Consider the following 25,331-nt stretch of genomic DNA (forward strand, 5'->3'; position numbering starts at 1 on the left):
AGACGAGCTAAGAGGTCAACTTCTCAAGCCATCGCACAACAGCGCGCACAGTGGCAACGTTGGTATGCGAGTGAACGTGGCAAGCACGTCGACAGAGAGAACGGAAGGCGCCGGCGTAGCCGCCTCAAAGAGGCAACGATCGCACCCTTCACAGTCGACCAACTGCAAGCCCGAATGAGCATGTTCGGAGACCGCTGCTGGATGTGCCGGCAGCAACTCAACGGCAAAGGCACAGTCGACCACGTCAAGCCCATCAACAAGGGAGGGCCACACATGCTCGCCAATCTGAGGCCGGCATGTGGACCGTGCAACTCCCGCAAGCGCGACCAATGGCCGTTCACGAACGAAATTCCAGCCTGAAAATCGCGGGGGTTTCGCTGACCCCCCTTCCCCACCCGGGCGAACAGACCTTCGGCACACGTGGTCGAGGTCTGTACGGGACTGGGGATCCCCAGAGGGGCGCTACAGGACACCTGAGGAGGTGGCTTTCATGGCAGGACGAGGGCCGGCACCGAAGGACCCGTCGAAGCGTGCGCGGAGGAATGCGGATCCAGTAGCGATGCGCGTCATCACTGCGGATCCGACTGCTCAACCGGGGCTGCCTGAGGTGCAGTTGCCGGGGTCGGATGAGCCGTTTGCGTGGCCTGAGGCGACACAGCGGTGGTGGAAGATGTGGGGTGATTCGCCGTTGGCGGCGGATTTCACCGCGAATGACTGGTCGGAATTGCTGGATACGGCGCTTCTTCATGCCCGTTTTTGGTCGGGTGACGTGAAAGTTGCTGGTGAATTGCGGCTTCGGGTGGCGAAATTCGGTGCGACTCCGGAGGATCGGGCGCGTCTGCGGATCCAGTTTGCGGCTGCGGACGAGGCTGATGAGAAGCGGGCGAAGCCTAAGTCGGGTACGTCTCGTCAGCGCCGCGGTCCGTTGAAGGCGGTTTAGTGCCGTGGAAGCCGTCCGTCCCGGGTGAGATTCCGACGTTGGGTTACGAGGTCCTGGACTGGATCTCGGCTGCGTTGGCGGCGCCGGACCGGGCGGACTATGAGCCGTTTGTGCCGTATCGCGAGCAGGAAGATTTCATCCTGCGGTGGTATGCGCTGGATCCTGCAACGGGCCGGCGCAAGTTCAACCGCGGCGTGCTCGGGCGACCTCGAGGTTGGGGTAAGTCTCCGCTGCTAGCTGCGTTGGCGTGCGCTGAGGCTTTGGGCCCGGTGCTTTTCGACGGATGGGATTCTGACGGTCAGCCTGTCGGAAAACCGTGGTCGGAAGTTCGCACGCCCTGGGTTCAGCTCGCGGCCGTGTCGGAGGATCAGACCCGCAATACGTGGGCGCCGGTCTTGGAGATGTTGCGCGAAGAGGCGCCGGTGCATGATCTAGTTCGTGGCTTGGAGCCGATGGAGTCGTTCGTCGCTTTGCCGAACCGCGGCCGGATGGAGCAGGTCACGTCGAGCGCCCGCACGATCAAGGGTGCGCGTGCTGTGTTCGCTGTCCTGGATCAGTCGGAGGAGTGGGTCGCCAGTAATGGCGGAATCCGGTTGGCGAACACGATGCGCGCGAACGCCGCGAAAGTTGGCGGTACGACGTTGGAGTCTCCGAACGCGTTCATTCCGGGTGAGGGTTCGGTGGCGGAGGAGTCCGCCGCGTATTGGGATGCGATCCGGGCTGGACGCTCTCGTGATGACGGTTTGCTGTATGACCATCGTGAGGCGCCGGCGGATACGGAGATGTCCGATCGCGAGTCGTTGCTCACTGGTTTGCGGGTGGCGTACGGCGACAGCTCGGGCCACCCGGATGGATGCGTGATTCACGATCCTCCGTGCGCTTCGGGGCATGTGGATTTGGATCGGTTGATTTCGACGATCTGGGATCCGGCGCAGGATCCGCAGCAGTCGCGGTCGGACTTCCTGAATCAGATCACGCACGCGTCTGACTCGTGGGTGTCTCAGCCTGAGTGGTCGGCGTGCTTGGATTTGGACGCGGCATTGGAACCCAACGATCAGGTGACGTTGGGGTTTGACGGTTCTCGTGGGCGTGTGCGCGGGAAGGCGGACGCGACTGCGTTGATCGGTTGCCGGGTGTCTGATGGGTACCTGTTCGAGATCAAGGTGTGGGAGCAACCTGCCGGCCCCGCGGGCGCGGGATGGATGCCGAACCCGCTTGAGGTGGACTCGGTTGTCCGTCAGTGCTTCGAGCGCTGGAAGGTTGTCGCGTTCTATGCGGATCCGTCGGGGTGGACGGAGCATGTGGCCCGTTGGGAGGCGGCGTTCCGGAAGCGGCTGAGGGTGAAGGCTACGCAGACCGCGCCGATCACGGTGTGGCCTCGGGGTAAGGACGCTCGGGTGTCGCACTACACGGAGCAGTTGCGGATTGCGATTGCGAATGGGGACTGTTCGCATGATGGATCACCGGCTTTGACGCGGCATGTTCTGAACGCGCGTAAGCGGAGTAATAAGAGCGGCTACCTGCTGTACAAGGCTTACCCGGATAGCCCCGACAAGATCGACGCTGCGTATGCGGCGGTCATGGCTTGGAAGGCGCGTACGGATGCGCTCACGCAGGGATATGGACGAAAGAAGCCGAGAAGGGTGGTGATGCTGTCGTGAGTTTGGAATCGGTCACCATCCCGGATCTTGAGGATGATGAGCAGCGGGAAGTGAACCTGTTGCTCGAGCAGCTTCGGGCGAAGCTGCCGCGGAACCGTCTGCGGGCTGCGTACTACGACGGCAAGAACGCGGTGCGGGATCTGGGGATCTCGGTGCCTCCGAACTTTCGTCGCGTTGCAACGGTGCTGGGGTGGTCGGCGAAGTCAGTGGATGTCCTGAATCGTCGGTGTGTCCTCGATGGCTTTTCGCTGCCGGATGCGGAACTGTCCGACTTCGGCATCGATGAACTGTGGCGGGACAACTACCTCGACCTCGAGTCGCAGCAGGTGGGTGTGTCGTCGTTGATTCATGCGACGGCGTTCCTGATTGCGACGCAGGGTGACCGTGATCTGGGTGAACCTGAGGTGGTCATCACCGCGAAGGACGCTCTCACGGGCACGGGTGTGTGGGATCGGCGGGGCCGGCGCTTGTCGTCGTTCCTGTCGGTGATCGACACGGACGGTGACGGCAAGCCCACGGAGATGGTGCTGTATCTGCCGAACCTGAATGTGCTGATGCGGAAGGATTCGGGCCGGTGGGAGGTGGATCGGCAGGATCATTCTTTCGGTGTGCCGGTGGAGCCTGTGGTGTATCAGCCGCGGCTGGCGCGCCCGTTCGGTTCGTCGCGGATTTCTCGTGCGGTGATGTCGCTGCACGATATGGCGATCCGTACGGTGATCCGCTCTGAGGTGTCGGCGGAGCTGTACTCGGTTCCTCAGCGTGTCCTGTTGGGTGCGGATGAGTCGGCGTTCCAGGATGCGGACGGCAATATGCGGTCGAAGTGGCAGTCGATTCTGACGCAGATCTGGGCGATCGGTAAGGATGAGGACGGCGATCTTCCGCAGATTCAGTCGTTCGCGGCGGCGACGCAGCAACCGCACATGGATCAGCTGCGGGCGTTGGCTCAGTTGTTCGCCGGCGAAACCTCGATTCCGCTGGACTCATTGGGTATCTCGGCGGAGGCGAACCCGACGTCGGAGGGTGCCTACAACGCGGGCCGCGATGATCTGATTCGTGAGGCTGAGGGTGTCACGGATGGGTGGTCCCCGGCGTGGCGGCGCACAATGCTGCGCGGTGTGCAGATGTTGAACGGCTGGTCGGACGATGAGGTCCCCGAGGAGCTGTTGGATTTGCAGCCGAAGTGGCGGTCTCCGATGACTCCGTCGCGGGCTGAGGCTGCGGCTGAGGCGATGCAGTTGGTGACTGCGGGGATTCTGCCGGCGGATTCGTCGGTGACGTTGGATCGTCTCGGGTTCTCGTTGCAGGAGCAGAAGCAGATTGCGGCGGATCGGCGGAAGTCGATGATGTCGTCGTTGGTGCAGACTTTGCAGGAGCGCGCACAGGCGCCTGCGGGCGCGCCCGCGGGGGAGACTCCGGTGGAGGATGGTTTGCCGGAGAAGCCAGTAGAGGCGACCGGTGGCGTCGTCGGCTGAGCAGTACGCGATCCTCGAGGAGTTGACGCGTCTCGCCGGGATTGATCTGCAAGCGTTGTGGCAGTTGGCGTCGGAGTCGGGGGATCCGTTCGCGTTCATTCTGGATACGTTCCCGGAGTTGGCTACTCAGTACGCGACGATGACGGCTGAGGTGTCGGCGATCTGGTATCAGGAGGCGGCGCCGGAACTCAAGTATGTTCCGGTGGTTCCGCCTTCTGTTGCTCTCGAGGTGTATCGGGAGTCGGCGGCGTGGGCGTTGGGTTCTGGTGATGGTGTCGACGATCCGCGGGCGGCGTTGTCGAAGCTGTCGGGTTCGTTGCAGCGTCACATTTGGGATGCTGACCGGGAGACGATGATCTTCAATGCGGATGCTGAGGGCGGTGCCCGGTGGGTTCGCGAAGCGGGCCCGATGGCGTGCCCGTTCTGCAAGATGCTGTCCACTCGCGCTACAGCATCGGGCACCTACTATTCGTCGGCTGACGCTGCGATCAAGGTGGTCGGTCGCGGCAAAGAGATGTCGCTGTCGGAGCGTCGTGCGCGTGCCCGCGGGGAGACTCGTTCGGCAGGTCGGTTCATGGCGGGCGGTAAGCGCACGCGTGGTACGCGGAAGCTCGGCGAGTCGTATCACGACAACTGTGATTGTCGTGTGGTGGCGGTTCGTCCCGGTCGGGAGTATGAGCCGCCGGATCATGTCCTCCGTTTCGAGGAGGAGTACAAGGAAGCGTCCCGGGCTGCGTCCGGGAGTCGTGCTGGCGCCGGCAATGTGAAGGACATCATGGCTGCTTGGCGTCAGCTCGAGAAGAAGTAACTTCCCCAGCCGCAACGGATGGGATCAACCCGAAACGGGAGTCAACGCATGTCTGAGAACACGACCGACGTCACCGAAACGGAGACTGAGGATCAGCAGGACGTCGAGCAGGAGGAGAACCAGAAGCCTACCGAAACGGTGGATTTTTGGAAGTCGAAGGCTCGGGAGCAGGAGAAGCGCGCCAAGGAGAACGCTGCCGCTGCGAAGCGGTTGGCGGAGCTCGAGGATGCGCAGAAGTCGGAGACCGAGAAGTTCACGGAGCGGCTGTCGAAGGCTGAGGCTGAGGCGGCATCTGTTCCGGGCAAGGTATCCGAGGCTCTTCGTTCGCATCTGGTGAAGCTGCACGGCATCGACAAGGAAGATGCCGAGTTGTTCCTCACCGCGTCGGATCCGGATCTTCTGCTGAAGCAGGTCGATCGACTCGTCGGTCAGCCAGGCAAGCGTAAGAGGCAAGGCAACTTCGTGCCCCGTGAGGGCACCACCAATCCTGCGGTCGAGACGGATGCGCGTGCGTTCGCACGCAATCTGTTCGGCGGCGACTAATTCCCTGAGGAGGGAAACGTGGCTACTTTCGGAACTGGGGATCTGAAGAATCTTCCCCGGAACATCGCGGACGGCATGGTTCGTGATGTCATCTCGGGTTCGACTGTTGCGGCCCTGTCGGGTCAGGAACCGATGCGGTTCGGCAACGTCGACATCATCACCTTCAACGAGGCGCCTCGGGCAGAGTTCGTCGGTGAGGGTGCGCAGAAGTCGCACACCACGGGCTCGTTCGACTTCGTGACCGCTACGCCGAAGAAGGCTCAGGTCACGATGCGGTTCAACGAGGAAGTTCTGTGGGCTGATGAGGACTACCAGCTTCAGGCGGTCAACACTCTCGCCGGCGCCGGTTCGACCGCACTGTCCCGCGCTCTGGATCTCGGCGCGTACTACCGCATCAACCCGCTGACGGGCGCTCCGATCACCGGCTGGACGAACTACCTGAACTCGACCACGAAGCGTGTCGCCATCGGCGCGAACGCTGACATGGACGTCGAGGCTGCGGTGGGTCTGCTCCTCGCCGATCAGAAGTCGGTCAACGGCATGGCGCTGGATCCCGCGTACGCGTGGACTCTGGCAACAGCGCGGTACGCGGATGGCCGTAAGAAGTTCCCGGATCTCGGGTTCGGCACGTCGATCAGCAACTTCCAGGGCATCAACGCGTCGGTGTCGAACACCGTCTCGGCTCAGCCGGAAGCAACCGACACCGGTGTCCGTGCGATCGTCGGCGATTTCCAGTCCGGCATCCGTTGGGGTGTTCAGCGGAACATCCCCCTCGAGGTCATCCGTTTCGGTGACCCCGACGGTCAGGGCGACCTGAAGCGTCACAACCAGATCGCTCTCCGCCTGGAGATCGTGTACGGCTGGTACGTCTTCGCGGATCGCTTCACCGTGATCGAGGAAGCGACGCCGTAATGCCGCGCCTGAAGAACAAGGTGACGGGCGTTCGGATCACTGTCGATGATGCTCTTGCCGCGAAGTTGTACGGCGATTGGGAGCGGGTCGATGAGGCTCCGAAGCCTGCCCGTCGGACGCGTAAGAAGGCTGCCGAATCTGACGACGAGTAGGGGGCATCATGCCGGCTGTTGTGTTGACGGTCGATGACCTCCTGCCGTTCGCTCCGGGCATCGATGAGGCTAAAGCTGAGGCGATGATCGAGGATGCATTGGCGCTCGCTGCTGAGGTGGCGCCGTGCATCCTCGAGGATTCGTTTGCGAAGCCTGCCGCGGCGAAGGCAATTCTTCGTGGTGCGGTGCTCCGGTGGAATGATGCCGGCACTGGCGCTGTGGTGTCTCAGGCCGCGGGGCCGTTCTCGCAGACCATCGATACGTCGAAGGTTCGGCGGGCGATGTTCTGGCCGTCGGAGATCACCGACCTTCAGAAGTTGTGTGGTGGGTCGGAGACTCGGGCGTTCTCGATCGACACGTACGCGGGCGCGCATAACGTGCACGCGGAGGTGTGCGCAGTGAACTTCGGTGCTGCGTACTGCTCGTGCGGGGCGGTGCTCACCGGCGGCGATCCGTTGTGGGAGTTGCCCTGATGGAGACGATCACGCGGGTTCGGTCGGATGGTGGTTGGGATGAGAACGGCGATCCGATCGTCATCGAGAATCCTGAGCTGACACTCGTTCCGTTGGGGATCGCGCCTGGTGCGACGAACGAGATGGATGCGGTCGGTCGTGACGGCGAGCTTGTCGAGTTCACTGTGTTCCTCGAGCACGGCGCCGACGTCATCGATGGTGACGAACTGCTGATTCGCGGCGGCTCGTACCGGGCGCGTGTGCGCACGTGGCGTCCGCAGTGGGATCCGTCGTTCGGTGGTATCGAGGTTGTTGCTACGTCGAGAGTGGGGTGATCGTGTGGCTACTCCTCCTAGGCCCGGTCAGGTTCGCCTGAATCATGCGGGTATCGCGAAGCTGCTGAAGTCGGCTGAGTTCCGTGAGATGACGAATCGGGAGGCTCGCGCTTTGGGTGAGGCTGCTGGTGGGTCGTCGAAGGGTGTGAAGGTCGACGAGTATACGACGGATCGTTCTGCTGCGTCGGTGAAGGTGCCGGCGGCGAGGCAGGCGAAGTCGGGTGCGTTGACTCGTGCTGCGGCGTCGCGTGGCCTCGAGGTGAGGCAGAAGCCGTGACGGGGCCGATCAGGGTGCCGGATGATTCGGCTGGTGCGGTGGCAGAGTTTTTGAGGGCGGCTCTTGTGGGCCGCTTTTCTTCTGCGCCGACTGTCGGATTGGTGTTGCCGCAGAATTGGTCGCCGAAGAACGCGCCGGCGGTGGTGGTGTTCGACGATGGCGGTCCGGCGACGTGGCCGATTGTGACGGAGCCGCGGATTCGGGTGACGGTGTGGGCTTCTGGTCGCACTCTTGCCCGGCAGGTAGCGGCGGCGTGTGCCGGTTTGCTGCTGTCACGTGATGTTCCACGTGTGGCTTCGGTGCGTGATCCGTCGTCGATTCTCGATGCGCGTGATGACAATGGCGGGATCATGGCGTCGTTCACGGTCGCGGTGAAGTCCCGCACCGTCGTCGCCTGACTCTCTCTTTCTTTCAATTCTCTGATCCCTTTGAAAGGGGTGCATTCAGCATGGCTCGTTCACCTGAGAACGTGAATATCTGGCAGGACGCCCGCGTGTGGCTGTCCCTCGCCGCGACCCGTCCGACCCTCCCGACCGACGCTGACACCGCGGTCACCGAAGCCCCGTTCGCTACCGGCTGGGGAGAGTTCGGCATCCTCGACGGCGAGGCCGGCTTCGGCGAGGAGCGGACCTTTGATGAGACCGAGCACTACGGCTGGGGTATCGGCCTGATCAAGATCGGTTCCCGTAACTTCAAGCTGAACCGTACGTTCTCCGCGCTGGAGGACAACGAGGCAACTCGTGCGGTTCTGTGGCCCGGGTCGACCGAGTCGAAGCTGCTCATGCCGAAGCCCGTCTATGCGTGGCTCGGGTTCGACACCACCTCCGATACCGGCACGGTGGAGCGTCTGTTCACGGTGTCGCGTGCTCGCCTGACGGTGCCGAACAACAACCGCAACGAATCCGACATCACCCGCCTGGAGATCACGGCGAACATCTTCGGCAAGTCGGTCGGCGACGACATCGAACTGTTCGACCGTCAGGTCTCCGGCGCTGCTCCGGTGACGCCGTGATCGAGGTCCGTTTCCTGAAGGACCATGGCCGACATTCGAAGGGTGATCGCCGGTGGGTCGATGAGGTGTCTGCCGAGAACCTGGTGAAGGCCAAGGTTGCTCGGCGCACGAATCACACGGATGTCCCCGAGGTTGAGACCGCCGAAGTGGTGACGGTCGCTTCCCCGGAGGAATGAGATGTCGGGGGCGTGGTGGTGTCGCGGGGACACTCCACGCCCCTGACTGCTCGAGCTTCCCCGCATTCTCCCCGCATTCCCCGCGAAAGGATTCATCATGACTACTGCACGTCCCCGTAAGACCAACGCCCCGGACATGTCGAAGGCACCCGAACCGCAGGACCACAAGAGTCCCGCGCAGGCAGAGGCCGAAGGCGAAGCCACCACCGTCATCGAGTGGGACGGCCTCGAGTTCGAGATCCTTTCCGATCCCGACGACTGGGACTTCTGGACGGTCGTCGAGCCGCTGTCGGCGAACAACGTCGTGCAAGCCACCCTCGGGCTTCTCGGCCCGAAGCAGACCCTGAAGCTGCGTCAGGCCCGCCCGAAGATCAAGCCCACCGACTTCGCGTCGCTGTTCCAGGCGATCCAGGAACAGGTCGGGTTCGGGGGAAACTGATCGGCCTCCTCCAAGTTCTCCGTGATCACGAGCGCCTCGTAGAAGCTGACCTGCGTCGCTTCTACGGGGTGCGGTACACGGACCGGTGGAGGAGAGATTGGGACGGCACCCGCAAGCTCACCCTTCGTGAGATCGGCGTGTATCTCGAGGATTTGCCTGATGATTCGCGGATCGTGAAGCACTTCAATGAGGGGCGCCGACGCTGGTCCGATGAAGCGTTCCTTCTCTCGGATCTGGTGCATGTGATGTCGGGGAAGCCTCATCCGGCCCGTCCGAAACCGAAAGCGGATGTGGATAAGCGTGAGACTCCGCGTCGTGCGCAGATTCGTCGTCAGCGGATCGCGGAGAAGCGGCGCCGGGAGATGGCGCGTAAGGCGGAATCCGCCGCAGATTAGGAGGCTCTGTTGGCCGAAAATATTGGGTACGCATCGCTCAGCGTGATCCCGGTCCTCAGTGGCCTTCAGGGCAACCTTCAGCAGATGATGCGCCCTCTGCTCAATGACGCTCAGCGTGTCGGCGTGCAGATGGGCAACAACGTCGCGCAGGGTTTGCAGGGTGCGGAGTCTCGTGTCCGGCAAGCTTCGCAGCGGATGGCTCAGGCCCGTAACGCGGAGACCGATGCTGCGGGTCGGGCGCGTCTCGCTGAGGCAGAACTCAACGAGGTCCGTGCCCGGGGTGACGCAGCAACGTCGGATTTGATTCGCGCTGAGGAACGTCTACGGATCGCGCAGCGTGAAGCCACCGACGCCACCCGCCAACGTGAACGTGCCGTCGATGAACTGTCGCAAGCGCAGGCGGATCTCGCGAACTCTACCGATGATGTGGAGCAGTCCACCGATTCAGCGTCGGGTGGTCTCGGCACATTCGGTGATGCCGCCTCTGGTGCTGCCGGTAAGTTGGCCGGGCTCGCGACTGCTGTGGTGGGTATCGGGTCGGCTATCGAGCTCGGTATGCAGGGCATCGAGAACCAGCAGATCACCAACAAGCTTGCTGCTTCGATGGGCGCGACCGGAGATCTCGCCGCTGAGTACGGTCAGAAGGCCGGCGAGCTCTATCGCAATGGTTTCGGTGAGTCGATGGAAGAGGCGGCGTCGACGATCGGTCTCGTCGCGTCGTCATTCCAGACTGCGGGGTTCGAAGGCGAAAAGTCGATGGAGGAAATCTCCGCGACTGCTCTGGATTTTGCGACGATTTTCGATCAGGACGTTGCGAACTCCATCCAAACGGCGTCACTGTTGGTGACGAACGGTTTGGCGAAGGACTCCACAGAAGCCTTCGACCTGATGACCGCCAGCTTCCAGCGTGTGCCAGCGGCGATGCGGGAAGAGTTGCCGGAGATCCTTCAGGAGTACGGAACGAACTTCCGCGCTTTGGGGCTGAACGGCGAAGAGTCGTTCTCGCTCCTGGTCTCCGCTGCTGAGCAAGGCAAGTTCGCGCTTGATAAGACCGGCGATGCTTTGAAGGAATTCACGATCCGCGGCGCGGACATGTCGACGGCTTCGTCGGATGCGTACAAGGCGATCGGCTTGGACGCGGTCGAGATGTCGAACATGGTTGCCGCGGGCGGTGAGGGTGCGCGTGAGGCGTTGCAGCGCACAGCTGCGGGACTGTTGGCGATCGAGGATCCGGCGGATCGAGCGAATCAGGCCATCGCCTTGTTCGGTACTCCGCTCGAGGACTTGTCGGTTGACCAGATCCCGGCGTTCCTTGAGGGGATCACGGGTGCGCAGGACAACATGGCGGGGTTCGCGGGGTCCGCTGCGGAGGCCGGTGACACCCTGAACTCGGGTGTTGGTGTGGCGTTCGAGACGTTCAAACGCCAGGTCACCGGTGAGTTGCTCGACGGTTTGAACAACATGGCGTCGTTCCTGATGCGCAATGCCGAAACGTTCAAGACCCTCGGCATGGTCATCGCCCCGGTTGTGGCCGGTATCGGCACGTATGTGGCAGTGACGAAAACGATCACCGGTGTTCAGGCTGCGTGGACCGCGGTCACGAAGGCCGGGACGATCGCACAGTGGGCGATGAACGCCGCCATGGCAGCGAACCCTATCGGTCTGATTGTCGCCGCGGTGGTGGCAGCTGGTGCAGCGCTGGCATTGTTCTTTACGAAAACTGAAGTTGGCCGGAAGATCTGGGACAAGGTCTGGAACGGCATCAAGACCGCGGTCAGCACGGCGTGGGAGTATTTGCAGGTCGCGTTCGACGGCATCATGGCTGCGTTCGGGTGGGTCGGCGATAAGGCGATGTGGCTGTGGAACTCGGCGTTGGTGCCGGCGTTCAACGGCATCACGACCGCGGTGGGCTGGTTGGGCGATAAGGCGAACTGGTTGTGGTCGTCGGTGATCCAGCCGGTGTTCGGGTTCATCGGTCAGGCCGCCCAGGTGTTGATGGCGATCGTCGGCACCGTGTTGATCACCCCGTTCATCCTCGCCTGGAATGCGATCGGCGCGACGGTGCAGTTGGTGTGGAACACCTTCCTGTCCCCGATCTGGGAGACGATGAAGGCTGGACTCGGGCTGCTGGGGCAGGCGTTCTCGTGGGTGTGGAACTCGGTGATCAAACCTGCCTGGGATGCTCTCGGCGCGGGGATCCAGTGGGTGTACAACTCGATCATCAACCCGACCTGGGAGGCCCTGAAGGCTGCGCTTGCTGCGGTGGGGGGGTTCTTCCAGGCGACGTGGAACAACGTCATCAAGCCTGCGTGGGATGCGTTGGGTGCCGGGATTCAGTGGGTGTGGAACAGCATCATCAACCCCACCTGGGAAGCCCTCAAGACTGCCCTGTCGGCGGTGGGAACGTTCTTCCAGAACACCTGGAACAACGTGATCAAACCTGCTTGGGATGCGTTGGGTAACGGCATCAAGTGGGTGTGGGACAACGTCGTGAACCCTGTGTGGGAGGCGATGAAGGGTGCTCTCGACACGTTGAAGTCGTCGTTCGATACGGCGGTCGGGTTCATTGGTCAGGTGTGGGATCGCATCAAGTCGATTGTGGCGAAGCCGGTGCGGTTCGTTGTGGAGACGGTCTACAACAACGGCATCCGGGCGGCGTGGAACAAGGTTGCCGGGTTCCTGGGGCTCGACGAGTTGCAGGAAGCGAACCTCGGCGAGCTCGCGCACTACGCCACCGGTGGTCACGTGCGGGGTGCTGGTGGTCCGACGGACGACAAGATCCCGGCGATGCTGTCCAACGGTGAGTACGTTCTGCGTGCTGACGCTGTGAAGCAGATCGGTGTGAGCCGACTCGACCAGATGAACCAGAACCCCAGCGGGTTCCGGAAGGGCGAGTCGGATCACTTCCACTACGCCACCGGCGGCGTCGTTCAGGCCGGCGCTGAGATCACCACAGATATTCAGCGGTCGATGTGGGATGCGGTGCGTACCGCCTTCCCCAACGCCAGCCTCAACTCCGGCACCCGCTATGCGGATGTGGGGTCGGGTTACGACTTCCACATGGCAGGTCAGGCCATCGACCTCGGTGGTCCGATGCAGCAGATCGCGAACTGGATCGCATCGACGTATCCGAACGCGCTCGAGCTGTTCTGGGATCCGGGCCCGAACATCGATGAGGGCCGGCCGACCGGTGCGATCGGTGGGCATTCGGATCACGTTCACTGGGCGATGTCGGAGATCGTCGGTTCGGATGGTCGGTTGGTGTCTGCGGATGCCGGGTCGTCGGGCAGCGGCGGGGGACCTGGGTTCTTCCGTCGCATGATCGCTGGGTTGTTCGACGGCATCATGGATCCGATCGGCGGGATGATCCCGACGTTCGGTGATTCCCAGATCGGGCAGTTGCCAAAGTTGGCGTTCGACAAGTTCCGTACGTCGGTTCGGGATTGGATCCTCGGTCAGGCGGATGCGAAGGGCGGCTCCTCTGGGGGTTCGTTCGATGTGGCGCCCGGTTCGGGTCCGGTTGTCGATCAGGTGCGTGAGGCGTTCTCCGCGTACGGGTGGGGGGATGGTCCGCAGTGGGATGCGGCGCAATGGATTGTTGGCCGGGAGTCCGGCTGGGATCCGATGGCGCGTAACCCGCAGTCGGGGGCGTTCGGTCTCGCGCAGTTCCTCGGTTCCACGAAAGATCAGTATCTGCCGGACGAGAACCCGAACCCGAAGGTTCAGGGTGACGCAATGGCCCGGTACATCCGGGACAGGTATGGCGATCCGTTGGCGGCGAAGGCGTTCTGGGAGCAGAACGGCTGGTACGACCAGGGCGGATTGGCGTCGGGTGTCGGGGTCATGTTGAAGAACGTGATCCAGCCGGAGCGTGTTCTATCGCCGGAGATGACGAAGCACTTCGAACGTCTCGTCGACGTCATGGAGAAGCCGGAGTTCATCGACGCCCTGACGAAACTCGCACCGGCCGGCGCCGACGCACCGGACGCCCAGCCCGGTGGAAGCGCTACGGCACCGGCACCTGTGGGTGGCACAGGAGTGGATGCGACGTACACCAGCGAGGAGAACACCGATTGGGGCGCTCGCGCCTCGAAGATCGGCTCGGACTTCTTGTCGGCGAACGTCGACCAGTTCAAGTCCGACCTCGGCCTGCCATCGGGTGATGGGTTCATTTCGCAGCTCGCGAAGCAGGGCGTGAAGGTCGTGGAGGAACACATCCACTACCACGTCACGAACATCGACGAAGCGATGAGGAAGGAACGTGAGCGCCGCCAGAAGGAAGCGTTGACGTTCTCTCGCCGCGGCTAGGAGTGGGGTGTGGCCAGTACTCGCGTGCGGGTGAAGGGAGTGAACGGATCGTGGTTCACCATCGCCGGTCCTGGTGAGGGTGATGAAGGGGTGCATCTCGGTACTGATGTGCAGGGTCTGTATGACGCCCCGGTGAAGACGATCCGTCACTCCCACGCTTTTCAGAAGGGTGCCACGTACGGCGGGAAACGGTTCTTGGAACGTCCGGTGGTGTTCGGTGTGGTCATCGATGGCACTGAGCAGGGCAACTGGGAGTTCCTGGACAGCGAGTGGCGGAAGGCATGGGACTACGAGAAGGAAACGGAACTGTGGGTCGAGAAGGGTGATTCGGTCCGTGTGTTGCGTTTGAAGCTTTCGGAGCAGCCTGATTTCCAGCCGGAGGGTGATCCGGAGGTTACGCAGATCGAGCGCGTGGTGATGACCACGGTGGCGGATGATCCGTTCTGGTATTCGGAGGATGACACCGACGAATACGTGTGGGAGTCCGCCACCGGGTCGACCAATGTGCAGGGGTCGGTGTTGGTGTCGAATCCGACTGATCAGGAGATTTGGGCGAAGTGGGTCTGCAAGGGATCTGCTGGTTCGGTCTTCACGCTGCCGGACTTCTCGTGGGGCAATGACAAAGAGGAGCGCGCTGTTCTCGATGCGCAGCGGGTGATCGAACTGGATCCGCTGGTGTCCGCCGATGGGGATCTGGTGATCGATTCGGATGAGGCGACGCAGCAGTACTTCACAACGGGGAACACGCCGTACTACATCCGCATGAAGGCGGTGCGGTTCCTGTATCCGATCCCGCCGTACACGCCACCGACAGAGGTTCCGGTGTTTGTACGTAACGCGGGCGCGGGCGCGGGTGTGCAGGTACGTCTACCACGCCCGTGGTCGCGGCCCTGGGGATTGCATTGATTGGGGGTGAGTGGTGACTGCACCTGTCGTTGATTTCGATTCGGCGTTCAACGAGATCACGTCTCGTTTAAAGAAGGAAGCCGAGAAGCGTCTACAACCTCCGCTCATACGGCTCTTTGACGGCAACTGGAATCTGCGGGGGATCGTCAAGCAGGAGATCAACGCAAGCTTCCAGTTCCTCGACGGCGACACCGGCATCGGCACCCTCGATATGCCGCTCGACTACTACCTGTCGAAATGGTGCGTCGATACCGATGCGCGGCAGACCGTCAACATCCACATCACCGTGGACAAGGACGGCGCCCGGTGGGGCGGTCGCGCTGATGGCGTGAAGGTCATCAAAGACACCGACGGTCGGAAGATCGTTCGAGTCACCTTCAAACATGACCTCGAAGAACTCAAGTACATGCTTGTGTACCCGAACCCGTTCCTTCCTCCGGAGATTCAGTTTCCGAAGGTATGGGTGACGTTCGGGCGGGCGAAGTGGTGCGTCAAGACGACACTGCTCGTGAATCTCATGCGCCTCGAATCGTCGATGTGGGCGTTGCCGGATGACCCGCTGGACGGCTCAAAGTGGTTCAACTTCGACCAGTCCACATGGTGGCAGGTCGTCAAACCCAACACCGGCTCGGACAACAGTGTCGGGGCAATCGTCCACGGCCGCATGAAGACGGTGCACGAGGCGACGAAGCGCGTCATGGAAGACGCCCAGCTGTCGTGGGAATGCCGACGCTACCTCGAAGGTGATCCGCCTCCGTGGCCTGGCGCGAACCTGCGGCACGGCTGCCTCGTGTGGGATGTTGTCGACAAGTCCGGCTGGAACACCGGCACATCGTTCGGCGGCGACTTCTTCAACGGCTTGATTCGCGAGCTGGTGAACATCGCCGGGGACGGCATCACGGAGACGGTGCATCAGTTGCCGAATCCGAATGTTCCTGCGGAGGCGTATCAGCCAGGGTTCAAGGGCACGTTGCCGTCGATGCCGGCGGTTGTGTATCTCGAGAACGAGAACACGGGCATTCAGGATTCTGAGTGGGAGTGGAATCCGGCGACGGCGGTCGGTTCGGTCGCAGGCGGGCATTCGATGCCTGGCGTGAACGAGGCGATCTCGGCAGCGATTCAGATGGCCGGCGACCTCGTGGCAATGATCATTGGCGTCCCCCCAGTGGGCGGCGCAGTCGACGCCGTACTAGCACCGCTCTACACAGACGTGCTGCTCGCGTTCGGCAAGATCGGCAATCAGCAACGCGCTCAACGATTGGGCGGCTCTCGTTATCACGAGATGTTCGCTCAAGGTGCGGACAAGGCGTACACGCTCGCCTACCTGATCACTCAACGCGCACAAATGTACGCGTCGAGGGAACGGGTCAGAGCGACCCTGACGGTGGCGGACAACGCACCCTGGCGGATCGGGGAACGGGGCCGCGGTCATTTCTTCCTCGGCGATCGGGTTGCGTTCAACGTGGAGGGGATGCCGAAGGGCAAGCTCTACGTCGGCCGCGTCTCCGAGCTCGTTCTGTCGTGGAGTCGCGATGAGGCGCCCACCTGGAAGATCACGATCGGCCAGCGTGAACCGGAGGATCCGATCGCGCGTGCCTTCGAAACTCTGCAAGAAATCTTCGGACTCCTGAGTGACCTCGGAGTCTTCTGATCGAGAGGCATCCCGCATATGGGGCAGAAGATCCCGACTCGCGACAACTGCAATCCTGACGACCCGTACGAGGCGTTCCAATGGCTGTTCGTGGCACTCCCGTTCGTGGGGGATCAGACGTTCACTCCGCAGGACGACATCCTGCGGCAGTGGTCGAAACGCATGGCCGATCTGGGGTTTGAACAGCCGGATCCGGCGAAGGCGAAGATCAAGCTTCGGCCGGCGCGCCGCGGCCCTGAACACACCCTGAATGGACTGTCGGATTGGGTGCCTGTCGACGAGCCGGATCCTGAGCCGGTCATCATCCCCGATGTCGGGCTGTACACCCGCAACGAGCAGGAGATCATCGCCGAGCAGCTGCGTTACCACGGGGTTGTGAAGGACGAACCGAAGCAAGAGTCCACGGCGCGGGCGTATTCGTTGGACCAGTTCGATCCGTCCGATGCCACTCCCAGTGAGGTGAACGGCTATCTGAAGGGCATCGCATCCCAGGGGAATTGGGAGGAGATGCAGCGTGTGATTGCTGCGGAGATGACCGGGAAGAAGCGGGATCAGATTCTGCGGAAGTGGCCGGGCGTATGAGTCATCCGGATATACGCCTGGTCGATGAGATCGCTGGGCACTTGGGTGTGTCGGTGTCGTTGGTGGTCGGCGCGTGTGGCGTGTTGGGGATTGATCCGTCGGATGGTGTGCAGCAGTCGTTTGTGGATCCGATCCGTCAGGTGGTCCTCCAGTGGATCAGGGAAGGACGAAACCTATGAGCAAACGTGACGAGTACGCCCGCGAAGTCCTCCGGGCGGGACGTGATCTGGGGATCACCCCGCGGGGCATCGTCATCGCGTTCGCAACGGTTTCGGTCGAATGCGACTGGATCATGTACGCGAACCGCAATGACCCGGAGTCGCTGAACTTCCCGCACGAGCGGGTCGGATCGGACGCGAACTCGGTCGGACTATTCCAGCAGCGCGCCCCGTGGTGGGGAACAGTCGCTGACCGTATGGACCCGTACCGCTCCGCGAAGCTGTTCTTCACCGAACTGAAGAAGCTCGACTACAACAACACGTCCCGCACACCCGGCTGGTATGCGCAGGCAGTGCAGCGGTCGGCGTACCCGGATCGCTACGACAAGCGGATGACCGAAGCGCAGCAACTCTACGACCGCATCGCTGCGGAGTCTGGTGGGAAGCATCGCGCCCCGGAACCGACGGCACAGGAGGTGCATACCGTGGGTGATCCGATCTGGCTCGCCGACGTCCTTCGCGAAGAAGGACTCACATGCGACATCTACCCGGGCGCGTTCAACCGCGGCAAGGGCGACTTCGCAGGGATCTGGGGTGTGATGGCGCACCACACCGGCGCCCCCGCGGGATCGAACCCCGGCCCGAAAGCGATCGCGGAGCATCCTTCGCTGGGGCTCGCATCGCAGCTGCACCTCGACCGCAACGGCAAGTACACCCTGTGCGGTGTCGGCATCGCCTGGCACGCCGGCGTCGGATCGCATCCGGGGCTGCCGACGAACGACGCGAACCGCCTGACGATCGGTATCGAGGCGGAGAACTCGGGCACTGAGGGATGGCAACCGGCGCAGTACGACGCCTACGTGCGTGGTGTGGCGGCGATTCTCCGCAAGCTCGGGCATGACTCGTCTCGGGTTATCGGCCACAAGGAGTGGGGCGGTAAGGCGCAGGGCAAGTGGGATCCGGGCGGCATCGACATGGATGCGTTCCGGCGTGACGTGCAGAAGCACATCGACAAACCCAAGGCAGGTGATGCGCCGATGAGCGCTCAGGAAGTACAGGAAATCAAAGACTTCATCGCGGGGTTCTGCGGTCCGATCGGCAGCGACGTCAAGGATGTACGCCAGCAACTGACCGGGGGTCGAGACTTCGGCGAGTACCCCGGGTGGGAGCAGCTCGGTTTCCGCACGCAGACGGATGCGATCGCTCAGATCCTCCGCAATCAGGTTGCCATCGCTGAGCGCCTGGAAGCACTCGAGAAGCGAGGACAGTCATGACGTTCGCTGAAGCCCGGAAGTTCCTCGTCGCTGCCCTGAGTGCGGTCGCGGCGATTGTCCCTCAGTTGCTGTCGTCGCTCGGTGATGTGTTGCCGCAGAACGTCGCCTCGGTCCTCACGGTGATCGCGGTGACTGCCGGCGCCCTGCTGGTGTACCTGGTTCCGAACGCTCCGACTGATCCGGTGACGAAGGTCCGTCAGAGTGTCGAGAAGCTCGGCCCACTGTGGTCGATGATCGAGGCTCGTGTGAATCAGGAGATCGCTGCTCGTCTCCCGTCCTCTCCGCGTGTCCAAGCGCATGTTCGTGAACCTGAGATCCAACCTGATCCGGAACCGCCTGTCGACCCGTACGTTGTCCCCCCATTAGGGCGGTAGCACATGGAATCCGTGGCGGGCATCGCCGTCGCCGACCTCGGACTCACCGGACTGTTGTCTCTCGCCGTTCTGCTCATTCTTGGCGGCGGCCTGGTGCCGCGGTGGCTGTACCGCTCCGCGCTCGCAGAGAAGAACCTGCAGATCGACGAGAAGAACAAGCGCATCGAGAAACTCGAGGATTTGACAGTGGAGCAGTCTCAGCAGATTTCCACGCTCATTCCCAAGATCGAGCTGTCGGTGCATATCGCCGACGCCCTGAAAAAGTTGGGTGCAGGGGAGGGGCCGTGACGTGGTGGAGAAAGAAGCGGAAACCAGAGTCGACGGCGGTGAAGCGGGCGCGTGCGGAGCGGATGGAGGCGGAGAAGCGTCTCGAGGAGGCTCGGGAGCAGCGTCCGTATGTGGAGCATTTGGCGGAGCGTGCGGAGGCGGCGTTGCGGGTGAACGGGTTTGGTGCGTCTGCCGCGGCGGCGATGAGGAGGCGGCACGGATGAGGCATGTGGTGTTGGGTGCTGCTGCGGGGTTGTGCGCTGCGGTGATCGGGGTGTTCGGTCCGGAGACTGAGGCGCGGATCCTTCTCACGGCGATGACGGTGTTGGCGTGGTCGTTCGCGTTGCTGTACGGGTTGCGTTCTCCGTGGCGGTCCACTGAGGCCGGCAAGACGCTGATGTACACCGCGGTCGGGATCGGGTTGATGGGTACGCAACTGATCTCGGTGTGGTGGTTGGGTGATTACCCGTTCCGCGCTGAGGTGCGCGCTGCTGTCGTGTCGCTGCTCGTCCTCGCGCTGTTGCATCGGTTGATTGTGTTGTGGCGGTTCCAGCATGAGGAGCGCGGGGTGTCACAGTGACATATCCGGTTGGTGGGGCGCCTGATGGTGCGTGGGAGATCGGCACGGTCAAAGATCCACAGGGATTGAACGAATCGTCGGTCAAGTCGATCATTCGCGGAAAGAATCTGCCGCCGTGGGAGAACGCCCAGGGCCAGCAGAAGGTCTTCTCGTATGGCATCGACCGCGAGGTGGTGCGTCTCGACAACCGCATCGACGACATCGTGTTGGGTGGTCAGCAGGCGCAGTTGATGACGTGTTCTGCGTCGACAACATGGGTGAAACCGCCGGGTGCCCGCAAGGTTGTTGTGGATGTGATGGGTGGTTCCTCAGGCGGCGGTCGTGCCACCATGAGCGGTAACTCGAAAGGCGGTTACGGCGGTTACTCGGGCGGCTGGTACACGTACGAGTTCAATGCCGCGGATCTGCCCGCTTCGGTTCCGGTGATCGTGGGTCGCGGTGGTTCGGGGGCGACATCGAACGGTCACGGCGCTGCCGGCGAGGATTCCCGATTCGGTGATTACGTTCTCGCCACAGGGGCAGGGCCTAATTCGTATGGGTCGGGCAACAAGACGTTCCGTATGCGTGGCGGTAACGGCTGGAATGGTGAGCGGACGCAGGATGAAGCCATGTCGGCGCTCCCAGCTCCCTCGGGTTCCTCGGGGTCTTTCAGTCAGGGTGGCGCGGGCGGCGCGTATGGCGAGAACGGTCAGACCGGAGCAAGTGTTCCTGCCCAGCAGGTTGGTATGGGTTCGTCTGGTGGTGGCGGCGGTGGCGGCGGCGGTGGTTTGTTCGGGTCGACGACGCCGGGTCGTGGAGGTCATGGCGGTTGGCCGTCAGGCGCTGGTGGCGGTGGTGGCGGCGGCGGTAGCGTTCCGTCTGCGAATGGCGGTAATGCTGCTGGTGGCGCTGTCTTCATCACCACCTACATCGTCCCTGACATTTCCGACGCACCCACAGTCCCCACGAACCTGGTCGCCAACAACATCACCGAAACCTCCGCGACCCTGACGTGGACGGCGGCGACGGATGATGTGGCGGTCACCGAGTATGAGGTGTACGTCAACGGCCTGTTGTGGGGGTCGACGGCGACGATCACGTTCGAGCTCACCGGGTTGGTGAAGGCCACGAACTATCAGGTTGAGGTGAAAGCGGTCGATGAGCATGGTTTTCGCTCCGACCCTGCCGCGATCCCTGTGCTCACTGCTGGTGGTACTCCGTTGCCTCCGCAGATCGTCGGTGTTGCGACCGGTGGTTACGTCAACCCCGGTATTTACACGACCTATGACATTCCAGTTCCGGCACACAATCCGTTGGACATGCTCGTGTTGATCGTCGGCACACGCGACAACGCATCGGTGAACACCCCGTTCGGGTGGACACAGGCGGTCGTCGCCTCGGGTTCCGAATCGCCGCAACGCTTGTATGTGTTCACGAAGTTCGCGTCCCCGAACGAGTCTGCGGCGGTGGCGGTGCAGGCATCGACGGCGCAGAAGTGGCAGGGCGCGATCGTGGCGGTGCGTAATGCAACTGCGGTCGATGCTGTTGCTGGCGCGACTCGTGCGTCTACGCAGGGCACACAGTTGCCTGCGGTCACCACCACGAAGGCGAACACAGTGATCCTGTACGGCGTTGCCACGTCCGCTAGCGAGTTCCGGTCGAAGACGTGGTCCGGGGCACCGGAGTTGTCGGATCACGGTGAGGGGTCGACGAACGAGAACGGTGTCAGCCTGTCGACGGCTGGTCATCAAATGACGAATGCGGGTGTGTCTCCGCTCGTGTCGGTAACCACAACAGGTGCTGCTGGTACGGCGGCTGTTGTGACGATCGCACTCAAGTAGAAGGGTTGGTGTGATGCCGACTGCCGTAATGGTCGCTGACAATGTGGGCGGATTCCCGACGCCGGCGACCCTGTATCGGATCGACCCGCCGATGAAAGGCACCGATCATCTGCTGCTGTATCACCAGCCTGCATTGGGCGGTCAGGACGGACAGTTGATTGTGGTGTTGGCGACGCAGTTCGGGGCGGTGTTCGGGAAGGACGTGCGCCCCCAGGAGGGTTCGTACGTGACGAACACCCCGAACCATCCGTTGGCGTTGCAGATGGCGGGTGGTTATTCGCTGCTCGAGCCGGAGCCGGTGGTGGATGAGGACGTTCCTGTGGAGTCGTCGCAGGAGTATGACCCGTCTGCGTTCACGGTGGATGAGGTGAATGCGTATCTCACTACTGCTGATGATGCGGAGGTGGTGCGGGTGTTGGAGGCGGAGCGTGCCGGTAAGGCACGTAAGGGGATTCTCGGAGAGGACGTGACGAATGCCTAGCCTTGTTGGCAGCGTGAAGGATGCGGCGGGCCGGCCCGCGAAGGGCGCGGTGAGGATCAAAGCGTTGCATGTGCGTGAAGGCACCGGGGGCGCGGTCATTGATGAGCGCACGTTCGACCTGCCGATCCTCAACGGCACGATCACAGGGTCGCCGGTGCTGGAGCCGGGGCCCGCGAAGATCACCCTGAACGTGTCCGGCGGGCGCCTCCGCTCGTGGGACGTCAACATCCCGACCGGCACGTCGATCGACTTGTGGGATTTGATCGAGCAGTACATCGACTACGACCCTCCGGTGGTGTCGAAGGTGTTCGAGTACATGACTCGCGCTGAGGCCGCGGCCGACCGTGCTGAGCAGGGCGGCGGTGGTGGCGGCACGTTGGTCGAGGATCCTCCCGGATCTGGCCTGTACTCCCCGTCATCTGCCGGCCTCACCGAGGACCCGAGTAATCCCGGCTTGTACCTGATCTGATTGGAGGCCGCGATGGCCAAGAAGCTTATTTCTCTGGACGACGCACAGCCCGCCGGGTCACGGTTGCCAGCTGCGGTACGAACGGACCTGGATTCCACTTATGCGCGGTTCTCTGACCTGTCCGAGGTGGCGAGCGGCGTCAACCCGAACGACGTCGGATACGACATCGTCGTGCTCGCTGGGCAGTCGAACACCGGCTCCGGTGACGGCTACGACGCCATGCTCGACTGGACCGACCCGCGGGTGCAGCAGTTCGCGAACCAGGCCAACGCCACCTACTACCGCAAGACCATCCCCGCCCAGGATCCGCTCGCGCACTACACGTCGATGGGGCCGGGACGGGTCAGCCTCGCCACGACCTTCGCGAAGCTGTACGCCGCAGCGATCCCCCCGAACCGGCGCGTGCTGATCGTGCCGTGTGGCCGTGGCTCGACGAGCTTCGACGCCCCGAGCAACGACTACACCTGGAACCCGTCGAACACCACGGCGACGGTCAACCTCTACAACGAAGCCGTCGCGCAGGTGAAGGCCGCACTCGCCGCGCACCCGAACTCGCGTGTCGCCGCGATCCTGTGGCACCAGGGCGAAGGAGACTCCGGCAGTCTCACCGCCGCGAACGCCTACCAGGGTCGATTCGATGCACTGATCGACGGCTTCCGTGCCGAGTTCGGCGCGAGCGTGCCGTTCATCCTCGGGCAGATGAACCCGGACCGGATCGCCGAGCATGTCGCCGCGAACCCCACGACCTCGGGATATTCGATCGTCAACAGCGTTCACATCGACACGCCGCGTCGGAAGCACTACACCGCGTTCGCGTACGGCCCGACCGGGATGTACAACGGCCCCGACGAGAAGATTCATTACAACGCCGCCGGTCAGCGCGTGCTCGGGCAGCGGTATTTCGAGGGGTGGCGGCGCGCCAAGGCGAACGCTCCCGGCACCGCGCCGGTCGCTCCGGCCTCGGTGACGATCTCCGCGATCGACGGCACCTCGGTGCGCGTGAACTGGACGCAGGCAGTCAGCCGGGTCACCGACTACAAGGTCGAGTACCGGGTCGACTCCGGAGCTTGGACGACTCTGACCCGCACGCAGTCGGTCGGCTACTACGCCGAGGTTGCATCCCTGCCCGCCGGTGCGCAGGTCACTGTGCGGGTGTCGACGGTGAACGAGCAGGGCACCTCGTCGGCGACCGTGTCGAATGCGATCACCCTGCCCACCGGCCCGCCCGCATTGATCGACAGTGTCGGCATCTCCGCGTACACCGCCTACAGTCCGGCCCGTAAACTTCGTGGCGCCTACAGCGGCCCGGCTTTGAAGGTGCGGCGCAGCACGGACAGCACGACCCTGGACATCGGCTTCACCTCCGCGGGCGTGCTCGATGAGGCGGCGCTGCTCGCATTCGTTGGTTCCGGCTCCGGCTTCGTCGATACCCTTTACGACCAGTCGGGCAATAGCCGGCACCTGATGCAGCCCTCCGCGTCGATGCAGCCCCGCATCGTCAACGCGGGCACGATCGAGAAGGCCAACGGCAAGCCCGCCCTGACTCCGGTCGACAACCTGACCGTGATGGAAGGCGAGTTCGCCGGCCTGTACGCGGCGGGCGCGGCTTCGAATGTCGGCGTGTGGACGGCACCGCCGGCAGGTGCAGCCTCGGGTGCGATCTTCGGCGAGAGCGCCTCGTCGGGTGGTCGCGGCCGGTACGTCCCGGCGTACTGGACCGGCGGTGGATCCCCGGCGCTGCTCATCACCAACGACGCCGATGCGAGTGCAGCCTCGGTGACCGGCACGGGTGTCGCCCTCGACGGCACGCTGCGGCAGCTCGCGAATGTCGATACCGGTTCGGCGTTCTCGGCATGGACGGACGGCACGGCCCGGATCAACGGGACCGCCTACACGCGGTCGAACCCGACCACGCTCACTCGCACCAGCTTCGGAGCGGTCCTGCAGGGTGGTGTCACCCCGACGGTCGCGACGAAGAGCAAGGTGTGCGAGCTGGTGACGTTCCCGGTCGCACTGACCGACACGCAGCGCAACGCGGCGGCGACGCATCAGAAGGCGTTCTACGCCACGCCGTAGACCCGCCCGTAACGCATCCAGATGCCACGCTCATGCAGGCGCGAAAATGGCCCCACTCTCTTCGGAGGGTGGGGCCATTCGTAGTCTCTACCCGTCGATGCTCCACTCGAACACCTGCCGAGTGTCCGGGTCCCGATACCCCAACCACTCCGCCTCCACAGGCACCATGAATGTCTCCACGCGCTCATACGACGTGTTCGAGAACGGCTGAGCCAAATCCTGACGCCCCTTCACCCCATCCGTGCATGAGTATTCGCCGCCGATGTTCGGCACCGACGCCACCCGATCACCGGTCACCGTGTAGAACTCGAGCGGCATCAGATACTGCGACGGGAGCGGGTAGTCGGAGGTCTCGAACTCGAACGTCGCGATCACCAGCTTGCCGCCCTCATCAGCCGGATCACGGTCTTCCCCGTAGGTGCCGCATTCGGCCGGTTCCACAAGATCGGTGAGGGTGATGGTGTAGGCCCCGTCTGCTCGTTCGACGGGTTCGCCGACGCCGGCTTGGGTGGCGCCACGAGGAGTGGATGGCGCTTCGGAGGTCGGGGCGGTGGGTTCGGGGGTGGGTGCCGGATCGTCCGATGAGCAGCCTGCGAGGAGCAGTGCCGCGGTGAGGGGTGTGAGGTAGCGAAGGTTCATGATCGGATCATCCCATCCGGTTTGTTTGCTCGCCGGATCAGGCAGAGTTGTCACACAGTTGTCACAACTCACGCCACATCAACGGGGTTCACACGGCGCCACACGACACAAAACCCCAGGTCAAGGCATCGCACGATGCCACACGACGGGTATCGAACGGACTTAAAATCCG

The 25,331-nt window shown here is 62.9% G+C and carries 29 protein-coding genes; 28 read left to right on the forward strand and 1 reads right to left on the reverse strand.

Translation table 11 applies throughout. From position 1 onward, the window contains the following. The first annotated feature begins 201 nt into the window (after nucleotides 1–201). From ACWPOC_RS25240 to ACWPOC_RS25375, 28 genes are all read left to right on the forward strand, one after another. Nucleotides 202–360 (forward strand): HNH endonuclease, encoded by a 159-nt coding sequence (locus ACWPOC_RS25240; RefSeq protein WP_455409568.1) that lies wholly within the window; start codon nucleotides 202–204, stop codon nucleotides 358–360. 130 nt (nucleotides 361–490) lie between these two features. Then, the gene (locus ACWPOC_RS25245; protein WP_455409541.1) at nucleotides 491–940 is read left to right on the forward strand and encodes a phage terminase small subunit; all 450 of its coding nucleotides are present in this window, start codon (nucleotides 491–493) and stop codon (nucleotides 938–940) included. 38 nt (nucleotides 941–978) lie between these two features. Beyond that, the gene (locus ACWPOC_RS25250; RefSeq protein WP_455409542.1) at nucleotides 979–2,601 is read left to right on the forward strand and encodes a hypothetical protein; all 1,623 of its coding nucleotides are present in this window, start codon (nucleotides 979–981) and stop codon (nucleotides 2,599–2,601) included. After that, nucleotides 2,598–4,073, forward strand: coding sequence for a phage portal protein (locus tag ACWPOC_RS25255; protein ID WP_455409543.1), 1,476 nt, complete (start codon nucleotides 2,598–2,600; stop codon nucleotides 4,071–4,073). Before ACWPOC_RS25250 ends, ACWPOC_RS25255 begins: the two co-directional genes overlap by 4 nt. After that, on the forward strand, nucleotides 4,057–4,881 hold the full coding sequence (locus tag ACWPOC_RS25260) for a VG15 protein (protein ID WP_455409544.1): 825 nt from the start codon (nucleotides 4,057–4,059) through the stop codon (nucleotides 4,879–4,881). Before ACWPOC_RS25255 ends, ACWPOC_RS25260 begins: the two co-directional genes overlap by 17 nt. Nucleotides 4,882–4,929: 48 nt before the next feature. Continuing rightward, the gene (locus ACWPOC_RS25265) at nucleotides 4,930–5,424 is read left to right on the forward strand and encodes a hypothetical protein (RefSeq protein WP_455409545.1); all 495 of its coding nucleotides are present in this window, start codon (nucleotides 4,930–4,932) and stop codon (nucleotides 5,422–5,424) included. Between the two features lie 18 nt (nucleotides 5,425–5,442). Next, nucleotides 5,443–6,336 carry a phage major capsid family protein gene (locus tag ACWPOC_RS25270; protein WP_455409546.1) on the forward strand — a complete coding sequence of 298 codons (894 nt, stop codon included), beginning with the start codon at nucleotides 5,443–5,445 and terminating at the stop codon, nucleotides 6,334–6,336. Continuing rightward, nucleotides 6,336–6,488, forward strand: a complete 153-nt coding sequence (locus ACWPOC_RS25275) for a DUF7302 family protein (RefSeq protein WP_455409547.1) — start codon at nucleotides 6,336–6,338, stop codon at nucleotides 6,486–6,488. Before ACWPOC_RS25270 ends, ACWPOC_RS25275 begins: the two co-directional genes overlap by 1 nt. Nucleotides 6,489–6,496: 8 nt before the next feature. Further along, nucleotides 6,497–6,961, forward strand: a complete 465-nt coding sequence (locus ACWPOC_RS25280) for a hypothetical protein (RefSeq protein WP_455409548.1) — start codon at nucleotides 6,497–6,499, stop codon at nucleotides 6,959–6,961. Then, nucleotides 6,961–7,275, forward strand: a complete 315-nt coding sequence (locus ACWPOC_RS25285; protein ID WP_455409549.1) for a hypothetical protein — start codon at nucleotides 6,961–6,963, stop codon at nucleotides 7,273–7,275. Before ACWPOC_RS25280 ends, ACWPOC_RS25285 begins: the two co-directional genes overlap by 1 nt. Before the next feature lie 273 nt (nucleotides 7,276–7,548). After that, nucleotides 7,549–7,950, forward strand: a complete 402-nt coding sequence (locus tag ACWPOC_RS25290) for a hypothetical protein (protein WP_455409550.1) — start codon at nucleotides 7,549–7,551, stop codon at nucleotides 7,948–7,950. Nucleotides 7,951–8,000: 50 nt separating this feature from the next. Then, nucleotides 8,001–8,564, forward strand: a complete 564-nt coding sequence (locus tag ACWPOC_RS25295; RefSeq protein ID WP_455409551.1) for a hypothetical protein — start codon at nucleotides 8,001–8,003, stop codon at nucleotides 8,562–8,564. Continuing rightward, complete coding sequence (locus ACWPOC_RS25300; protein ID WP_449116373.1) at nucleotides 8,561–8,740, forward strand: hypothetical protein; 180 nt, start codon at nucleotides 8,561–8,563, stop codon at nucleotides 8,738–8,740. Before ACWPOC_RS25295 ends, ACWPOC_RS25300 begins: the two co-directional genes overlap by 4 nt. 97 nt (nucleotides 8,741–8,837) lie before the next feature. Beyond that, a complete protein-coding gene (locus ACWPOC_RS25305; protein WP_455409552.1) occupies nucleotides 8,838–9,179 on the forward strand; it encodes a hypothetical protein in 342 nt (113 codons plus the stop codon). Between the two features lie 137 nt (nucleotides 9,180–9,316). Further along, nucleotides 9,317–9,574 carry a hypothetical protein gene (locus ACWPOC_RS25310; protein ID WP_455409553.1) on the forward strand — a complete coding sequence of 86 codons (258 nt, stop codon included), beginning with the start codon at nucleotides 9,317–9,319 and terminating at the stop codon, nucleotides 9,572–9,574. A 9-nt stretch (nucleotides 9,575–9,583) separates the two neighbouring features. Further along, nucleotides 9,584–13,882, forward strand: coding sequence for an aggregation-promoting factor C-terminal-like domain-containing protein (locus ACWPOC_RS25315; RefSeq protein ID WP_455409554.1), 4,299 nt, complete (start codon nucleotides 9,584–9,586; stop codon nucleotides 13,880–13,882). Nucleotides 13,883–13,891: 9 nt separating this feature from the next. Continuing rightward, entirely contained in the window at nucleotides 13,892–14,788 is an 897-nt protein-coding gene (locus ACWPOC_RS25320) for a phage tail protein (RefSeq protein WP_455409555.1), read from the forward strand. Nucleotides 14,789–14,801: 13 nt separating this feature from the next. Beyond that, nucleotides 14,802–16,439 (forward strand): Gp37-like protein, encoded by a 1,638-nt coding sequence (locus tag ACWPOC_RS25325; protein WP_455409556.1) that lies wholly within the window; start codon nucleotides 14,802–14,804, stop codon nucleotides 16,437–16,439. An 18-nt stretch (nucleotides 16,440–16,457) separates the two neighbouring features. Further along, entirely contained in the window at nucleotides 16,458–17,021 is a 564-nt protein-coding gene (locus tag ACWPOC_RS25330; protein ID WP_455409557.1) for a phage gene 29 protein family protein, read from the forward strand. Between the two features lie 175 nt (nucleotides 17,022–17,196). Next, on the forward strand, nucleotides 17,197–18,453 hold the full coding sequence (locus ACWPOC_RS25335; RefSeq protein WP_455409558.1) for a peptidoglycan recognition protein family protein: 1,257 nt from the start codon (nucleotides 17,197–17,199) through the stop codon (nucleotides 18,451–18,453). Then, a complete protein-coding gene (locus tag ACWPOC_RS25340) occupies nucleotides 18,450–18,827 on the forward strand; it encodes a hypothetical protein (protein ID WP_455409559.1) in 378 nt (125 codons plus the stop codon). Before ACWPOC_RS25335 ends, ACWPOC_RS25340 begins: the two co-directional genes overlap by 4 nt. A gap of 3 nt (nucleotides 18,828–18,830) precedes the next feature. Next, on the forward strand, nucleotides 18,831–19,115 hold the full coding sequence (locus ACWPOC_RS25345; protein ID WP_220666064.1) for a hypothetical protein: 285 nt from the start codon (nucleotides 18,831–18,833) through the stop codon (nucleotides 19,113–19,115). Then, nucleotides 19,112–19,318 carry a DUF7620 family protein gene (locus ACWPOC_RS25350; RefSeq protein WP_455409560.1) on the forward strand — a complete coding sequence of 69 codons (207 nt, stop codon included), beginning with the start codon at nucleotides 19,112–19,114 and terminating at the stop codon, nucleotides 19,316–19,318. Before ACWPOC_RS25345 ends, ACWPOC_RS25350 begins: the two co-directional genes overlap by 4 nt. After that, nucleotides 19,315–19,674 carry a putative phage holin gene (locus ACWPOC_RS25355; protein ID WP_455409561.1) on the forward strand — a complete coding sequence of 120 codons (360 nt, stop codon included), beginning with the start codon at nucleotides 19,315–19,317 and terminating at the stop codon, nucleotides 19,672–19,674. The genes ACWPOC_RS25350 and ACWPOC_RS25355 overlap by 4 nt, the downstream gene beginning before the upstream one ends. After that, complete coding sequence (locus tag ACWPOC_RS25360; protein ID WP_455409562.1) at nucleotides 19,671–21,494, forward strand: glycine-rich domain-containing protein; 1,824 nt, start codon at nucleotides 19,671–19,673, stop codon at nucleotides 21,492–21,494. The genes ACWPOC_RS25355 and ACWPOC_RS25360 overlap by 4 nt, the downstream gene beginning before the upstream one ends. Nucleotides 21,495–21,507: 13 nt before the next feature. Next, complete coding sequence (locus ACWPOC_RS25365) at nucleotides 21,508–21,975, forward strand: hypothetical protein (RefSeq protein ID WP_455409563.1); 468 nt, start codon at nucleotides 21,508–21,510, stop codon at nucleotides 21,973–21,975. Then, on the forward strand, nucleotides 21,968–22,444 hold the full coding sequence (locus tag ACWPOC_RS25370; RefSeq protein ID WP_455409564.1) for a hypothetical protein: 477 nt from the start codon (nucleotides 21,968–21,970) through the stop codon (nucleotides 22,442–22,444). The genes ACWPOC_RS25365 and ACWPOC_RS25370 overlap by 8 nt, the downstream gene beginning before the upstream one ends. Nucleotides 22,445–22,456: 12 nt before the next feature. Continuing rightward, nucleotides 22,457–24,520 (forward strand): sialate O-acetylesterase, encoded by a 2,064-nt coding sequence (locus ACWPOC_RS25375; RefSeq protein ID WP_455409565.1) that lies wholly within the window; start codon nucleotides 22,457–22,459, stop codon nucleotides 24,518–24,520. Between the two features lie 87 nt (nucleotides 24,521–24,607). On the opposite strand, the gene ACWPOC_RS25380 is transcribed toward ACWPOC_RS25375, so the two are convergent. Beyond that, nucleotides 24,608–25,213 (reverse strand): hypothetical protein, encoded by a 606-nt coding sequence (locus tag ACWPOC_RS25380; protein WP_455409566.1) that lies wholly within the window; start codon nucleotides 25,211–25,213, stop codon nucleotides 24,608–24,610. Nucleotides 25,214–25,331 lie beyond the last annotated feature (118 nt).

Source organism: Rhodococcus sp. 5G237 (genome assembly GCF_053764735.1).

Excerpts from the sequence above, each read along its gene's own strand:
- ACWPOC_RS25365 (WP_455409563.1), top strand. The coding sequence starts at position 21,508 with ATGCCGACTGCCGTAATGGTCGCTGACAATGTGGGCGGATTCCCGACG.
- ACWPOC_RS25280 (WP_455409548.1), top strand. The coding sequence starts at position 6,497 with ATGCCGGCTGTTGTGTTGACGGTCGATGACCTCCTGCCGTTCGCTCCG.
- ACWPOC_RS25240 (WP_455409568.1), top strand. The coding sequence starts at position 202 with ATGTGCCGGCAGCAACTCAACGGCAAAGGCACAGTCGACCACGTCAAG.
- ACWPOC_RS25265 (WP_455409545.1), top strand. The coding sequence starts at position 4,930 with ATGTCTGAGAACACGACCGACGTCACCGAAACGGAGACTGAGGATCAG.
- ACWPOC_RS25340 (WP_455409559.1), top strand. The coding sequence starts at position 18,450 with ATGACGTTCGCTGAAGCCCGGAAGTTCCTCGTCGCTGCCCTGAGTGCG.
- ACWPOC_RS25375 (WP_455409565.1), top strand. The coding sequence starts at position 22,457 with ATGGCCAAGAAGCTTATTTCTCTGGACGACGCACAGCCCGCCGGGTCA.
- ACWPOC_RS25355 (WP_455409561.1), top strand. The coding sequence starts at position 19,315 with ATGAGGCATGTGGTGTTGGGTGCTGCTGCGGGGTTGTGCGCTGCGGTG.
- ACWPOC_RS25345 (WP_220666064.1), top strand. The coding sequence starts at position 18,831 with ATGGAATCCGTGGCGGGCATCGCCGTCGCCGACCTCGGACTCACCGGA.
- ACWPOC_RS25370 (WP_455409564.1), top strand. The coding sequence starts at position 21,968 with ATGCCTAGCCTTGTTGGCAGCGTGAAGGATGCGGCGGGCCGGCCCGCG.
- ACWPOC_RS25335 (WP_455409558.1), top strand. The coding sequence starts at position 17,197 with ATGAGCAAACGTGACGAGTACGCCCGCGAAGTCCTCCGGGCGGGACGT.
- ACWPOC_RS25305 (WP_455409552.1), top strand. The coding sequence starts at position 8,838 with ATGACTACTGCACGTCCCCGTAAGACCAACGCCCCGGACATGTCGAAG.
- ACWPOC_RS25285 (WP_455409549.1), top strand. The coding sequence starts at position 6,961 with ATGGAGACGATCACGCGGGTTCGGTCGGATGGTGGTTGGGATGAGAAC.
- ACWPOC_RS25295 (WP_455409551.1), top strand. The coding sequence starts at position 8,001 with ATGGCTCGTTCACCTGAGAACGTGAATATCTGGCAGGACGCCCGCGTG.
- ACWPOC_RS25330 (WP_455409557.1), top strand. The coding sequence starts at position 16,458 with ATGGGGCAGAAGATCCCGACTCGCGACAACTGCAATCCTGACGACCCG.
- ACWPOC_RS25245 (WP_455409541.1), top strand. The coding sequence starts at position 491 with ATGGCAGGACGAGGGCCGGCACCGAAGGACCCGTCGAAGCGTGCGCGG.
- ACWPOC_RS25275 (WP_455409547.1), top strand. The coding sequence starts at position 6,336 with ATGCCGCGCCTGAAGAACAAGGTGACGGGCGTTCGGATCACTGTCGAT.